Origin of the sequence: Virgisporangium aurantiacum, from assembly GCF_016863635.1 — a bacterium.
Lineage (GTDB): Bacteria > Actinomycetota > Actinomycetes > Mycobacteriales > Micromonosporaceae > Virgisporangium > Virgisporangium aurantiacum.
Window position 1 is genome coordinate 21,681 of record NZ_BOPG01000045.1, and the last position, 13,997, is coordinate 35,677.

Here is a 13,997-nt window from a genome sequence, read left to right on the forward strand (position 1 = left end):
CGGGGGATCACGACCAGGCGATGGTGAACACCCGGTCCAGGCCGGTCACCTCGAACAGGCGCATGACCCGCAGGGTCGGGTCGCGCAGCACGAGGCCGCCGTTCGACCCGGTGGCCTTGAAGATCTTGATGATCGCGGCGAGGCCGGCGGAGTCGCAGAAGATGAGCCGGGACAGGTCGAGCACGACCGTCTTCGCCCGGCCCGTGTGCGGCTCGAGGGCCTCGGTCAACTGGCCGTGCGTCTGGAAGTCGAGATCTCCGTCGAGCGCCACGCGCACCTCGGTGCCGTCGGCGGAGATCGTGACCTTCAGATCGCGGTTCGGAGCCATCATTCTGCCTTCTTGAGCCGGGGACCCGAAGGCTTGAGACCTCACCGTACCGGCGGTGGCCGGGGGCGGCGACTCGAGGAGACCGCGTCAGCCCACCGGCGTTGCGGACCGCCGTTCTGGGTAGTAGCCCGTGCGTGAGTGGTGAGTACGAGTTCATTGTCGTGGCCAACCGGCTGCCGGTCGACGCGGCCGAGGACGGCGAGTGGCGGCGCAGCCCGGGTGGGCTCGTCACCGCCGTTCATCCGATCGTGCGGCAGCACAAGGGCGCCTGGGTGGGCTGGACCGGTGCGCCCGGTGAGGTGCCCGAGCCGTTCGGGTTCGACGGCATGTTCCTGCGCCCGGTGGGGCTGAGCGACGACGAGGTCGATCGCTACTACGAGGGCCAGTCGAACGCGACGATCTGGCCGCTGTTCCACGACGCCGTGGAGCAACCGGTGCACCAGCGCGAGTGGCGGGAGGCGTACCACACGGTCAACCGCCGGTTCGCCGACGCGACGGCCGAATTCGCGGCGCCGGACGCGACGGTATGGGTGCACGACTACCAGTTGATGCTGGTTCCGGCCATGTTGCGGGAGCGGCGTCCGGACCTGCGGATCGGGTACTTCCTGCACATCCCGTTCCCGCCCGTCGAGCTGTTCATGCAGCTGCCCGGCCGCGCCGACCTGCTGCGCGGGCTGCTCGGCGCCGACCTGGTCGGCTTCCAGCGTCCCCTGGCCGCGCAGAACTTCCTGCAGCTGACCCGCCTGCTGCTGGGCCTGGACCCGAAGGAGGACCGCGTCGAGGTCGACGGCCGCACCGTCACCGCGGGGGCGTTCCCGATCTCGATCGACGTCGCGGAGATCGAGGCGGAGGCCGCCGACACCGAGGTGCAGGCGCAGGCCCGGCGGCTGCGGCAGGAACTGGGTGACCGGCGGGTGCTGCTCGGCGTCGACCGCCTCGACTACACCAAGGGCATCGAGCAGCGGCTCGCGGCGTACGGCGAACTGCTGGCCGAGGGCAGCCTGTCGAACGACGACGTGGTGCTGGTGCAGGTCGCCACGCCGAGCCGGCTGCGGGTGACGCAGTACCAGCAGCTGCGCGAGCGGGTCGAGCGCGAGGTCGGTCGCATCAACGGCGAGTTCGGCGAGGTCGGCAAGGCGCCGGTGCACTACCTGTTCCAGTCCCGCAGCCGGGCCGAACTGGTCGCGATGTACCTGGCCGCCGACGTCATGGTGGTCTCGCCGTTGCGCGACGGCATGAACCTGGTGGCCAAGGAGTACGTCGCCGCCCGCATCGACGAGCGGGGCACGCTGGTGCTCAGCGAGTTCACCGGCGCCGCCGCCGAACTGGGCGAGGCGTTCCTGGTCAACCCGCACGACGTCGAGGACGCCAAGCGGGGGATCTGCGCCGCGCTGGACGCCTCACCGGACCAGCAGGCGACGCGCATGCGCGCGATGCGAGCCACCGTCCGCGCGCACACGGTCGACCGGTGGGCACGGGAGTTCCTCGACGCCCTGAGCGCGACCGGTTAGCGCCTCGCTTCGTGCTCGGCGCGGGCCGGCGCGCCGACGTGGTGCAGGTACCGCAGCGCCTGCCGGTAGGACCTGATGAGACCGGTCTGCTCGTAGGAGACACCGACCTCGTCGCAGAAGGCGCGCACGATCGGCTGGGCCTTGCGCAGGTTGGGCGTCGGCATGCCGGGGAACAGGTGGTGCTCGATCTGGTAGTTCAGGCCGCCGAGCGCCGCGTCGGTGAGCCAGTTGCCGTCGACGTTGCGCGATGTCAGCACCTGCTTGCGCAGGAAATCCTCGTCGCCGGTCGGGTGCGGCATCCCCTTGTGGTTGGGCGCGAACGTCATGCCGAGGTAGACGCCGAACAGCGCCTGGTGCACGACGACGAACGCGACCCCCTGCAACGGCGAGAGGACCAGCAGCACCGCCGACAGGTAGAAGAGGGCGTGCAGGAGCAGGAGAATGCCCTCCAACTGCCGACGCTTCACCGTGCCGTTGCGCACCGCCTTGATGCTCTCCACCTTCAGGTCGAGGGCGAGCAGCGTGAGGAGCGGAAAGAACAGCCCGGCCTGGTGCCGGGTGATGAACCCTTTCAGGCCACGGCGGCCGACAGCGGACTCGGTGGCCCAGATGAGCACCGCGGGCGCCACGTCGGGGTCGAGGTCGTCGTGGTTGGGATTGTTGTGGTGACGCGTGTGCTTGTCGGTCCACCAGCCGAAGCTCATCCCGATGCCGAGGTTGCCGATCAGTCGACCGGCGAACTCGCCGGGCTTCCTGGTGCGGAACACCTGACGGTGGGCCAGATCGTGCCCCACCAGCCCCGCCTGTGTGAACGTGACGGCCAGGAACGCCGCCGTGGCCAGTTGCCACCAGGACGGGCCGATCAGGAAGAACGCCGCCCACCCGCCGAAGAACATGAAAGCGACGACGCACAGCCGTGCGGCGTAGTAGATGGGCCGGCGCCGCATCAGCCCGGCGCTGGTGATCCGGCGCGACAGAACGGCGAAGTCGCTGCCGACCGTCGCGCGCGAGGGCGCCATCGAAGTCGTCATGATCTCATCAAACCGCACCGGCGACGGCGTCGCCGGCAACGGTGCCTACCCCGGCCGAAAAGACTGCCCGTACCATCGACCGGCCGAGCCCGTCGGTGGGTCCAATGTGGACAGAGTGATCAGAACGCCGGTTGGGCCGGCGTGATCCAGAACGCCCCGCGTTCGGTGTCGTAGTCGTAGATGAGGCCGACCCAACCGGTGCCGACCGCGTACCCGGTGAGCCGCACCTGGATGGTCGTGACGGAGCCGTCGTCGTCGGTCACCTCGGCCTGGCCGAATTCGGGACTCACCTCGCCGGTGCACACCACGCAGGACCGGCCGACGAAGTCCACTCTGGACGGTGGCGGGTGCTGCGGCCGCAGGCGCCGCATCACGTTCAGAAGACTGGTCACGTTTCTCACCTCCCGTCTCTGTCGCGTTCAGAATCGCCGACGGTGGATGCGGTCGGTAGGCTCCGGGTCGGCTACGGTTGGGGTCGATTCATTGCCGAGTTCCGGCAACGAAGGGGGCGAGGATGCCGAGTCGCCGAGAGACCATCGCGTCGATCGTCCGGCGGGCGGCCGCGGCGAGCGGCACCGATCCCGGTCTCCTCGACGGCTATCTGGAGATCCTGCGCGAGGTCCGGCGCACCGGGCGCGGCCTCACCCGCAAGGAACACGACGACCGGCGGCTCCTCGGGCGTCGCGCGGCGGAGAACGACGTTCCGCTCCGCACGCTCGTCGACGTCTACCTCGGCGCCACCCGGTTGGCGTGGACCGACCTTCCGGGCGGCGACACGCCGCGCCGGCACGACGTCACCGCGGCCGTCCTGCGGGCGGCGAACGAGGCGGTCGTCGCGCTCGCCGACGGCTACGAAGACGCGCAGCGGTCGGCCATCCGGGCGGAGGAGGCGCAGCGCCGGGAGTTCGTCGACGACCTGCTGCACGGCGCCGACCCCGGCCGGCTGGCCGAACGGGCCGGGCGGTTCGGGCTGCACCTGGTCGCCCATCACGTCGTCGCCGTGGTGCGGGGCGATCCGCCGTTCACCGACGCCGCCGAGCACACGCACGGCCTGGCCGAGGCGGTGCGCGCCCGGCTGGGCGGAACCGGTGTCCTGGTGGCCACCAAGGAGGGGCTGCTGGTGTGCGTCGTGCAGAGCACCGACGGCACCGGGTTGTACGGGCACATCCTCGCCGCCGTTGGCCGGGAACGGCCGGGAACGATCGGGATCGGCCGGCCGCAACCGGGGCCCGGCGGGGTCGCGCGGTCGTACGACGAGGCGCGCACGGCACTGGAACTCGCCGGCCGCCTCGGGGTGTCCGCGCGGCACCTGCTCGGCGCCGACCTGCTCGTGTACCAGGTGCTGGGCCGCGACCGCGCGGCGATGGTCGACCTCGTCGACACGGTGCTGTCGCCGTTGCGCGACGCGCGCGGCGGCCCCCAGCCGCTGCTCGACACGCTCACCGCCTACTTCCGGGCCGGCAACGCCACGGCGGCGGCCCGCGACCTGCACCTGAGCGTGCGCGCGCTCACCTACCGGCTGGCGCGCATCCACCGGCTCACCGGTCACGACCCGACCGACCCCGACCACCGCTACACCCTGGAGACGGCGGTGCTCGGCGCCCGCATGCTCGACTGGTCACGGGTCGCCGCATGATGTGGACGATCACGGTGGTCTGCGGCGCGTCGGGGGTCGGCAAGTCCAGCGTCGCCCGTCCGCTGGCGGCCCGGTTCGGAGTGCCACTGATCGAGGCCGACGACATCGTGACCGCGTTGACCGCGCTCACCACCCCCGCCACGCACCCCGTGCTGCACCGCTGGCACACCGACCCCACCGCGCGCACCTGGGAACCGGAGCGGATCGTCGAGCACACCCTCGCCGTGGCCGCGGAGCTCGCGCCCGGGTTCCGGGCGGTCGTCGCCGATCACCTCGAGTTCCGGGCACCGGCGGTCATCGAGGGCGACTACCTCACGCCCGACCTCGTCACCGGGCTCGACGGCGCGCGGGCCGTCGTCATGGACGAATCCGACGAGGACCGCATCGTCGACAACTTCCGCCGGCGCGAGCCCGCCGCCGGCGAACAGCGGATCCGGGCCCGGGTCAGCGCGCTCTTCAACGCCCGGCTGGTGGCACTGGCCGCGCACGCCGGCGTCCCGGTGGTCGCGTCGCGGCCGTTCGGCGACGCCGTCGACCGGGTGGACCGCGCGCTGCGCAGCTGAAAAGCACAGCATTCGCACACCCGGCGCACAAGTCCGGCCCGTATCCACGATGGATGACCCGTTCCTGGTTCCCGAAGGGCCGCATCGGCCGGTCTGTCGTCGCCGGTGTCACGGCGCTCGTCCTCACCGCCGGCGGCGGCACGGCGTGGGCGGTCAACCGCTACGTCGTCGACCACGTGCAGATCGCCGACGTCGCCGCGTACGAGGCGGCCCAATCGGCCGGCGGTGCCGCCAGCCCCGGCGACGGCACCGTCACCGGTGCGACCTATACGTCGAAAGACGCCACCGTCACCGTGTCGACGCACACGACCGGCAGCGGCTCGTCGACGGTCACCTACTACGTCGCCGACGTCGTGCTCACCGACGCCACCCGGCTGCGATCGGCGTTCGCCGACAACGAGTTCGGCACGAACATCGTCGCGAACACCTCCGCCATCGCGGCCGACAACGACGCCGTGTTCGCGATCAACGGCGACTACTACGGCTTCCGCGACACCGGCATCGTCATCCGCAACGGCGTGGTGTACCGCGACGAGGGCGCCCGGCAGGGACTGGCGTTCTACCGCGACGGCACCGTGCAGGTCTACGACGAGACGGCCACCACCGCCGAGCAACTGGTCGCCGACGGCGTCTGGAACACGCTCTCGTTCGGGCCGGCCCTGCTGGAGAACGGCGAGATCGTCGACGGCATCGACGACGTCGAGGTCGACACCAACGTCGGCAACCACTCCATCCAGGGCGCCCAGCCGCGCACCGCGATCGGCGTCGTCGACACCAACCATCTCGTGTTCGTGGTCGTCGACGGGCGCAGCCCCGGCTACAGCGCCGGCCTGACCATGACCGGCCTCGCCGAACTGATGCGGAGCCTGGGAGCGACGACCGCCTACAACCTCGACGGCGGCGGCTCCTCGACGATGGTGTTCGACGGCGACCTCGTCAACAACCCGCTGGGCAAGGGCGACGAGCGCGGCACCTCCGACATCCTCTACATCGCCAGGTGATGGTCCTGATCCCGGCCTACGAGCCGGACGCGCGCCTCCTCCGCCTGGTGGTCGACCTGAGCCGGGCCGCCCCGGGCACCGCGGTCGTCGTCGTCGACGACGGCAGCGGACCCGCGTACGAAAAGGTCTTCGCCGCCGCGCGGATGCTGGGCTGCACCGTGCTCACCCACCCGGTGAACCGGGGCAAGGGCGCGGCGCTGAAGACCGGCTTCCGTCATGCGTCACAGGCATACCCCGGGCAGGCGGTGGTGTGCGCCGACGCCGACGGCCAGCACCGGCCGGCCGACATCCTCGCCGTCGCCGACCGCGTCGCGCACACCGGGCACACCGTGCTCGGCGTGCGCCGATTCACCGGCCCGGTGCCGGTGCGCAGCCGGCTGGGCAACGCGCTCACCCGCGTCCTCTATACGGCCGTGACCGGCGAGAGCGTCCCCGACACCCAGACCGGCCTCCGCGGCTATCCGCCCGACCTGCTCGGGTGGCTGCAGAACGTGCCGGGGGAGCGGTTCGAGTACGAGATGCGCGCCCTGCTGCTGGCCGCCCGCGCGGGCCATCCGGTCGAGCAGGTGCCGATCGCCACCGTCTACCTGCACGGCAACGCGTCGTCGCATTTCCGGCCGCTGGTCGACTCGGCGCGGGTGTACGCGCCGCTGGTGCGCTTCGCCGCCTCGTCGCTGCTGGCCGCCGCCCTCGACGCGACGCTGCTGTTCATGCTGCACGCGCTGACCGGCGCGCTGCTGCCGTCGGTGCTGGCCGCCCGCGCGGTGAGCTCGACGGTGAACTTCACCGTCAACCGCCGCCTGGTGTTCACGACACATCGTGGCCATGTGATGCGCTACTGGGCGCTCGTCGCGATCCTGGCCCTCGCCAACTACGGACTGCTCGCCGCCCTCACCGCCGTGAGCCTCCCGCTACCCGCGGCGAAGCTCGTCACCGACGTCGTGCTTTTCGTGGTCAGTTTCCGCATTCAACGGCTCTTTGTCTTCACGAGCGGACAGCCCGTTGACAGCCGGCGCACAGCCACGGCCGGTCAGATGAACACGACCTGAACAGCGACTGAAGGATGTGCCGTGGGCAAGCTGGAAATCATCGGTGTCGACCTGGTCGCCATCGCCGTCCTGACGTTCGGGGTGTACTTCCCCCGGCACCACCGGCGCGACCTCGTGGCCGCGTTCCTGGGCATCAACGTCGGCGTGCTGGCCACCGCGATGGTGCTCGGCTCGTCGTCGGTCGGCGCCGGGCTGGGCCTGGGCCTGTTCGGCGTGCTGTCGATCATCCGGCTACGGTCGAGCGAGATCGCCCAGCACGAGATCGCCTACTACTTCGCCGCCCTCGCCCTCGGCCTGCTCGCCGGGCTGAGCGACACCCTCGGCGGGCTCACCGCCGGCCTGATGGTCCTGATCGTCGCGGCGCTGTTCGTCGGCGACCACCCGTGGCTCTTCGGCCGGCACCGCAACCAGACGATGCTGCTCGACCGCGCGTTCACCGACGAGACCGCGTTGCGCGCCCACCTGGAGGGCACCCTGGGCGCCCGCGTGGTCAACCTGATCGTCCGGCACGTCGACGGCGTCAACGACACCACGCTGGTCGAGGTCCGCTTCGTGCTGCCGACGGCGGCTTCGTCGGCCCGGCGTGAAACCGTCGGTGCGGCGTGATCGCGCCGATGTATGTGACGCCCGCAGCGTCCCCGGTTTTCGACGACTTCCGCCCCATCGGCCTGGCGGAACTGCAGTCAGGCGGCGCGCTGATGACGCGCGTCGACCGCAAGTACGTGCTGCCCGCCGACGTCCTGCCGCACGTGCTGCGGCAGCTGCCGACCGGCACCCGCGTGCTGGAGATCGCCGGCCGCCGCCGGTTCGGCTACCGGTCCGATTACCTCGACACCCCGGGCCTGGACGCCTACCTGGGCGCCACCCGCCGCCGGCGCCGCCGCTTCAAGGTCCGCGTGCGCACCTACCTCGACAACGGCGACCGCTTCGCCGAGGTCAAGACGCGCGGGCCGCGCGGCGTCACGGTCAAGGACCGCACGCCCGTCCGGTCTTTCGACGCCGGCGCCCGTCGCTACGTCGACCTGGCCCTCACCGCGGCGGGCGTGGCCACGTGCGGCGCGCTGCTCGGCCCAGCCCTGTCGACCCGGTACGACCGCTCGACCCTCTTCCTGCCCGACTCGGGCACCCGCGTGACGATCGACACCGAGCTGTCCTGGTCGCTGCCGGACGGTCCCGGGATCGAGCTGCCGGGTCGGGTCGTGATGGAGACCAAGACCGCGCTCGGGGCCGGCTCAGCGGCCGGCTCAGCGGCCGGCTCAGCGGCCGGCTCAGCGGCCGGCTCAGCGGCCGGCTCAGCGGCCGGCGAGGTCGACCGGATCCTTTGGCGGCTGGGCCACCGGCCGTGCCCCATGTCGAAGTACGGCACCGGCATGGCCGCCCTGCGCGGCGATCTGCCGGCCAACCGCTGGCTGCCCGTCCTGCGCCGCCACTTCCCGCACCCCGCCGGCACCCCTGCCCGCGCCTCTGCCCGCGTCACCGATCAGGAGCATCGATGAAGAGCATCCGTACCCGCGTCCTCGCCGCCGTCACCTCGGTGGTGCTCGCCACCGCGGCCCTCGCCGGCTGCGGCTCCACGACCACCGACGCCGGTGCCCCCACCGGCACGACCGCCGCCGCGGTGGCGGCCGCCGCCGACGCCACGCAGAACGCCGCCGCGGTCCTCGCCGCGAACGAGGGCGCCGACGCCGCGGACACCACGTGGACCGCCGACGGCGCCACCACGGTGACCCTGTCCGGCACCTCGGCGACCGTCAGCGGCACCGGCGCCACGGTGAAGGGCGGCACGGTCACCGTCACCGCCGCCGGCACCTACCGCGTCACCGGCACGCTCACCGACGGCCAGATCGTCGTCGACGCCGGCGACGCGGACGTGAAGCTCGTCCTCGACAACGCCTCCGTCACCAGTTCGACGAGCGCCGCGATCGCCGTCACCGCGGCCGGCAACGTGTCCGTCATCCTCGCCGACGGCAGCACCAACACTCTTTCGGATACGACCTCCTACGCCGCGGACGCCGACATCAACGCCGCCCTCTACAGCGCCGCCGACCTGACGATCGGGGGCAATGGCGCGCTCACCGTGCACGGCAACGGCAACGACGGCATCACCGGCAAGGACGACCTGACGATCACCGCCGGCACGATCACCGTCACCGCCGCCGACGACGGCATCCGGGGCAAGGACTCGCTCGTCGTCACCGGCGGGACGATCACGGTGACCGCCGGCGGCGACGGGCTCACGGCCGACAACGCCGACGACGCCGGCGCCGGGTACGTCGCGGTGAGCGGCGGCACCCTCGACATCACCGCGGGCGGCGACGGCATCGCCGCCGCGACCGACCTGGTGACCACCGGCGGCACGATCCACGTCGACGCGGGCAGCGGTACGGCGGCGGGCTCAGACGCGTCCACGAAGGGTGTGAAATCGGGGGTGATCACCGTCCTCGAGGGCGGCACGATCACCGTCGAGTCGACCGACGACGCGGTGCACGGCGACGGCGCCGTCCACCTCAACGGCGCGGCGCTCACCCTGGCGGCCGGCGACGACGGCGTGCACGCCGAGACCGCGCTCGTCGTCGACGCCGGCACCGTCGACATCACGAGGTCGGTGGAGGGCATCGAGTCGGCGGCGATCGTCGTGAACGGCGGACGGGTCGGCATCGTGTCCAGCGACGACGGGCTCAACGCGTCCGGTGAGAGCACCACCGGTGGGGGCGGTGGCGGCGGTGAGCAGGTCGGCCCGTACAAGGCGAGCATCACCGGCGGCACCCTCGTCATCAACGCCGAGGGCGACGGCTTCGACTCCAACGGCACCGCCGAGATCACCGGCGGCACCGTCGTGGTCAACGGCCCCACCCGCAGCGGCAACGGCGCGCTGGACGTCAACGGCAGCTTCACGATCAGCGGCGGCGTCCTGGTCGCGGCCGGCAGCGCCGGCATGGTCGTGAGCCCCGCCGCCGACTCCGCGCAGGGCTGGATCTCGGCGACGCTCACCAGCGCCGTGCCCGCCGGCACCACCGTGCAGGTCACCACCGCCGACGGCACCGTGCTGGCCACGTTCGTCACCGCGAAGACGATCCAGAACATCGTCTACTCGGGCCCGGGCATCACCACGGGCACCCAGTACACCGTCTGCACCGGGGGAACCGCGACCGGTGCCAGCGTGGGCGGCCTCGCCGAGGGCGGCACCCTCGGTTCGGCCACCGTGGCCGCCACCGTGACGGCCGGCCAGGCCGCGGCCGGCGGCAACCGCATGGGCGGCGGCCGCCGGTGACGCGTCAAGCCGCAGTCGTTACTTGCGCCCCGCCTTGAAGTCGAGGTCCCAGCCGTACGCCTGGGCCACCACGTCCTGGTAGCCGCGGAGGTAGCGCACCTCGCGCTGCACCGTCACCTCGCCGTTGTTCGACGTGATCAGGGCGATGGCGCACGTGGGCGCCGTGTTGTCGGCCTCGTCGAGGCGCACCTCCACCTGCGGCCCGGCGACCGGGAACAGGGTGACCACACCGTCGGCGGCGCTCCAGTTCGGCGCACCCTCGTAGATGAACGTGAAGACCAGGATCCGCTTGATCAGCGGCGCGTACTTCAGGTTGATGAACAGGTTCTCGCCGGCGGTGTTGGTACCGGACCGGTCGTCGCCGTCGAGCCAGCAGATCGGATCGTCGCCGACCAGATGCTGGCCCTTGAACGCGTTGCCCATCGCCTGGACGATGCCCTTGGCCCCGTTGATGAGCTCGTAGAGGCAGGCCAGGTCGAGGTCGATCGCGCCGCCGCGGCCGAAGAGGCCCCGCTTGGGCCGGGCGTTCCAGTTCAGGTTGACCCGCAACAGGCCGGAGGTGGCGCCGCCCTTGGTCAGCGAGACGGTGGACGCCGACTTGGTCAGGGTCACCTTGGCCGCGGGCTGGGGCGCCGCCGGCTGCGGGGCCGGCTGTGGGGGTGCCACGGGCGCGACCGGCGGTGCGGGCGGTGCCACGGGCGGGGCCGGTGGAGCTGGTGGTGCGACCGGCGGGGCTGGCGGCGCTGGCGGTGCGACCGGCGGTGCGGGCGGGGCCGGCGGCGCGACCGGTGCGACCGGCGCAACGGGCGGGGCCGGCGGCGTGGCGGCGGCCGGCGCCGGGTCGTCGTCGACGCTGATGCCGTAGGCGGTGGCCAGACCGGACAGGCCGGAGTCCCAACCCTGCCCGACGGCCCGGAACTTCCATTCGCCGCCCCGGCGGTACAGCTCGCCGGCGACGAACGCGGTCTCGGTCGACGCCTTCATGTCGGCGAACCGGGCCAGCTCCGCACCGGACGCGGCGTCGACGATCGCCAGGCTCAGGTCGGTGATCTGCCCGAACGTCCCGCCGTCGGAGGACGCGGCGATGATCACCTTCTCGATCTGCGGCTCGACCCGGTCGAGGTCGATCCGCACGGCGTCGACCTGCCGGCCGCCGTTGGACTCCTTGCCGAGGTGCGTGACCGCGCCGGAGGCGTGCCGGGCCTGGTTGTAGAACACGAAGTCGGCGTCGTTGCGGACCTTGCCGCCGGCGGCGAGCAGCAGCGCGGACGCGTCGACGTCGGGCACGCTCGGCCCGGGGCTCCAGCTCAGAACCGCCCGCACGGCCGCGGTCCGGACGGGCGTGTTCGCGCCCTTGCTCAGTACCGTCATGTGCATAGCCTTACCTGACGCCGTCGGCCGCCGCTGTCCCGGGGTGCAAATCCGTACGGCCGGTACAGGACAAATCAATGTAACCAGGCACCAAAGGTCGCCCGGTCCGCCCGGTTACCGAAGACTGTCGTCCCGGTCCGGTAGTCTGAGGTGCGATGGCGGAACCCCTCATCCCGCTTGTCCGGGCAACTGAGCCGCAGTCGCCGTCCAAGCGATGACATCCCGCCCGTGCGAAGGGCTACCACGTTTTCGGGTCGGCACCCGTGGTGTGCCATGGGGGCCCGGCCGCGCGCTCAGGCGCACACCAGTCACCGGAAAGGTGCCACATGAGTGAATCGGACGAACGGGCTCGTATCTTCATCTCCCCCGGCGGCGCGGCCGCCGAAGAGCCCGACCAGCCGGCCGTCGACGGCAGCACGGAGGCCATGCGGCGGCTGCGCCACCCGTTCGACGTCGAGCCGGCCGCCGGCGCGGAGGAGCGCGCCAGGCCCGGATCCTGAGGCGGAAAGAGGTCAGGCCACCCGTCGTGGCAGCGCGACGGTGTGGCCGAAGAAGTTGCGGATCTCGCTCACGACCCGCTCGTAGTCGTCGAGGTTGATTGGCTTGGTCACGTAGGCGTTGGCCTGGGCGTCGTAGCTCGACGAGACGTCGTTCTCCGCCGCCGACGTGGTGAACACGATCGTCGGGATCGACTTCAGGTCGTCGTCCGACTTGATGTTGGCCAGCGTCTGGCGGCCGTCGACGCGGGGCATGTTGAGGTCGAGCAGGATCAGGTCGGGCCTCGGCGCGTCGCCGTAGGGCGCCTCACGGCGCAGGAACGCCAGGGCCTCGGCGCCGTCGGCGACATGGTGCAGGTCGCTGGCGACGCTGTGCTCGGCGAAGGCGCCCTCCACCAGTGCGACGTCACCGAGGTCGTCCTCGACGACGAGAACCTGGAGCGGGGGCGGGTCAGTTGTCACGAGCCGGATCCTAGGCCGTCGACCGGCCCGGCGCCCGGCGAGGGCGCGGGCTACTCCTCCCGGGGTGCGGCCGTGGTGCGGCGCACCACCAGCGTGGGGGAGAGGGTCACCTGGGTCGAGCGGCGCCCGCGGTCGACGATCCGCGACACCAGGAGCTGGGCGGCGTTCGCGCCGATCTGGCGGCCCGCCTGGTCCACGGTGGTCAGCGAGATCGGGTCGAACGCGGCGAACATGGTGTTGTCGTAGCCGGCGACGGAGATGTCGTCGGGTACGGAGAGGCCGGCCTCGGCGATCGCCTGGATGGCGCCCATCGCCACGATGTCGGCGCCGGCGAAGATCGCGGTGGGGCGAACCGGCCGGGCGAGCAGCTGCCGCGCACCGAGGTAGCCGCCCTGCTGCGTGTAGGTGGTCGACGCGATGTCGACCTCGTCGGCCAGGCCGTGGGCGTGCATCGCCTGCCGGTAGCCCTGCGCGCGGATCGCGTTGGGCATCTCGGCGAGGCGGTCGCGGTCGGTCTCGTGGTGTTCGATGTGGGCGATGCGGCGGTGGCCGAGGCCGGCCAGGTGCTCGACCACGAGCGCGGCGCCCGCGGTGTCGTTGTCGGCAACCGAGTCGTACGCGGCCGACCGCGCGTGCCGGCCGACGACGACCATCGGCACGGTGGCCGCGATGTGGTCGAGGCGGGCCCGTGACGACACCGGGGCGATGAGGATGACGCCGTCCATCTGGTGGTCGAGCATCGTGTCGGTGACGCGCTCCTCGGCCGCCTCGCCGTTGTAGCCGCGCCCGAGCAGCACCTGGTACTCGGTGTCGGTCAGCTGCTCGTTGACGCCGTCGAGGATGTCGGCGAAGAACGGGTTGCGGATGTCGGGCAGCATGACGCCGATGGTGTAGGTCTGGCCGCGCATGCCGCGTGCGGCGGCGTGCGGCCGGTACCCCAGTTCGGCGATCGCCTTGCGGACCTTCTGGTGCATGGCGGGGCTGGCGCCGTAGGCGTTGCGCAGCACCTTGGACACGGTGGTCGTCGACACGTTGGCGTGCCGCGCGACGTCGACGATGGTGACCCGCCGGGGCGGTGCCGAGCGATCCATGGGTCCTCAGTGGTGATGGGAAACGTTCCCCGCGATCTTAGCTCGTAGGCAACGTTGACAGTGAACACCGCCTTCGCGTGGACGTCGCCCTTGACGGCGTCGTCGCTGACCTCCTAGGGTCGCCGCAATGCTTTGGAAAACGTTACCCACAGACGATACGGATGAAACGTTTCATCCGGCCAAGCG

15 protein-coding genes are annotated in these 13,997 nt (G+C 71.7%); 9 read left to right on the plus strand and 6 right to left on the minus strand.

Annotated features, from left to right (window positions below; translation table 11 throughout):
* Positions 1-7: 7 nt before the first annotated feature.
* Positions 8-331, minus strand: coding sequence for an STAS domain-containing protein (locus Vau01_RS33285; RefSeq protein ID WP_204000946.1), 324 nt, complete (start codon positions 329-331; stop codon positions 8-10).
* Between the two features lie 131 nt (positions 332-462).
* Here Vau01_RS33285 and Vau01_RS33290 point away from each other — a divergent pair, with 131 nt between their 5' ends.
* Entirely contained in the window at positions 463-1,839 is a 1,377-nt protein-coding gene (locus Vau01_RS33290; protein WP_239152046.1) for an alpha,alpha-trehalose-phosphate synthase (UDP-forming), read from the plus strand.
* On the opposite strand, the gene Vau01_RS33295 is transcribed toward Vau01_RS33290, so the two are convergent.
* Both Vau01_RS33295 and Vau01_RS33300 read right to left on the minus strand, forming a co-directional pair.
* Positions 1,836-2,870 carry a fatty acid desaturase family protein gene (locus Vau01_RS33295; RefSeq protein WP_204000952.1) on the minus strand — a complete coding sequence of 345 codons (1,035 nt, stop codon included), beginning with the start codon at positions 2,868-2,870 and terminating at the stop codon, positions 1,836-1,838. The two genes, Vau01_RS33290 and Vau01_RS33295, sit on opposite strands and share 4 nt — an antisense overlap.
* 119 nt (positions 2,871-2,989) lie before the next feature.
* A complete protein-coding gene (locus Vau01_RS33300) occupies positions 2,990-3,262 on the minus strand; it encodes a hypothetical protein (protein ID WP_204000953.1) in 273 nt (90 codons plus the stop codon).
* A gap of 122 nt (positions 3,263-3,384) precedes the next feature.
* Here Vau01_RS33300 and Vau01_RS33305 point away from each other — a divergent pair, with 122 nt between their 5' ends.
* Genes Vau01_RS33305 through Vau01_RS33335 form a run of 7 tightly spaced genes read left to right on the plus strand, consistent with a single transcriptional unit; the run spans position 3,385 to position 10,390 of the window.
* On the plus strand, positions 3,385-4,506 hold the full coding sequence (locus Vau01_RS33305) for a PucR family transcriptional regulator (RefSeq protein WP_204000955.1): 1,122 nt from the start codon (positions 3,385-3,387) through the stop codon (positions 4,504-4,506).
* A complete protein-coding gene (locus Vau01_RS33310; protein WP_204000957.1) occupies positions 4,503-5,069 on the plus strand; it encodes an AAA family ATPase in 567 nt (188 codons plus the stop codon). The genes Vau01_RS33305 and Vau01_RS33310 overlap by 4 nt, the downstream gene beginning before the upstream one ends.
* 53 nt (positions 5,070-5,122) lie before the next feature.
* A complete protein-coding gene (locus Vau01_RS33315) occupies positions 5,123-6,070 on the plus strand; it encodes a phosphodiester glycosidase family protein (protein ID WP_204000959.1) in 948 nt (315 codons plus the stop codon).
* Positions 6,070-7,119, plus strand: coding sequence for a bifunctional glycosyltransferase family 2/GtrA family protein (locus Vau01_RS33320; protein ID WP_239152071.1), 1,050 nt, complete (start codon positions 6,070-6,072; stop codon positions 7,117-7,119). The genes Vau01_RS33315 and Vau01_RS33320 overlap by 1 nt, the downstream gene beginning before the upstream one ends.
* A gap of 21 nt (positions 7,120-7,140) precedes the next feature.
* Positions 7,141-7,725 (plus strand): DUF4956 domain-containing protein, encoded by a 585-nt coding sequence (locus Vau01_RS33325; protein ID WP_204000965.1) that lies wholly within the window; start codon positions 7,141-7,143, stop codon positions 7,723-7,725.
* Positions 7,722-8,615 (plus strand): polyphosphate polymerase domain-containing protein, encoded by an 894-nt coding sequence (locus Vau01_RS33330; protein WP_239152047.1) that lies wholly within the window; start codon positions 7,722-7,724, stop codon positions 8,613-8,615. Before Vau01_RS33325 ends, Vau01_RS33330 begins: the two co-directional genes overlap by 4 nt.
* Entirely contained in the window at positions 8,612-10,390 is a 1,779-nt protein-coding gene (locus tag Vau01_RS33335) for a carbohydrate-binding domain-containing protein (protein WP_204000968.1), read from the plus strand. The genes Vau01_RS33330 and Vau01_RS33335 overlap by 4 nt, the downstream gene beginning before the upstream one ends.
* A gap of 18 nt (positions 10,391-10,408) precedes the next feature.
* On the opposite strand, the gene Vau01_RS33340 is transcribed toward Vau01_RS33335, so the two are convergent.
* Positions 10,409-11,761 (minus strand): TerD family protein, encoded by a 1,353-nt coding sequence (locus Vau01_RS33340; RefSeq protein ID WP_204000970.1) that lies wholly within the window; start codon positions 11,759-11,761, stop codon positions 10,409-10,411.
* Between the two features lie 326 nt (positions 11,762-12,087).
* On the opposite strand from Vau01_RS33340, the gene Vau01_RS33345 reads away from it, so the two are divergent.
* Complete coding sequence (locus tag Vau01_RS33345; RefSeq protein WP_204000973.1) at positions 12,088-12,261, plus strand: hypothetical protein; 174 nt, start codon at positions 12,088-12,090, stop codon at positions 12,259-12,261.
* Positions 12,262-12,273: 12 nt separating this feature from the next.
* On the opposite strand, the gene Vau01_RS33350 is transcribed toward Vau01_RS33345, so the two are convergent.
* Both Vau01_RS33350 and Vau01_RS33355 read right to left on the minus strand, forming a co-directional pair.
* A complete protein-coding gene (locus Vau01_RS33350; RefSeq protein ID WP_204000975.1) occupies positions 12,274-12,720 on the minus strand; it encodes a response regulator in 447 nt (148 codons plus the stop codon).
* Positions 12,721-12,770: 50 nt separating this feature from the next.
* A complete protein-coding gene (locus Vau01_RS33355; RefSeq protein ID WP_204000977.1) occupies positions 12,771-13,811 on the minus strand; it encodes a LacI family DNA-binding transcriptional regulator in 1,041 nt (346 codons plus the stop codon).
* Positions 13,812-13,997: the final 186 nt, after the last annotated feature.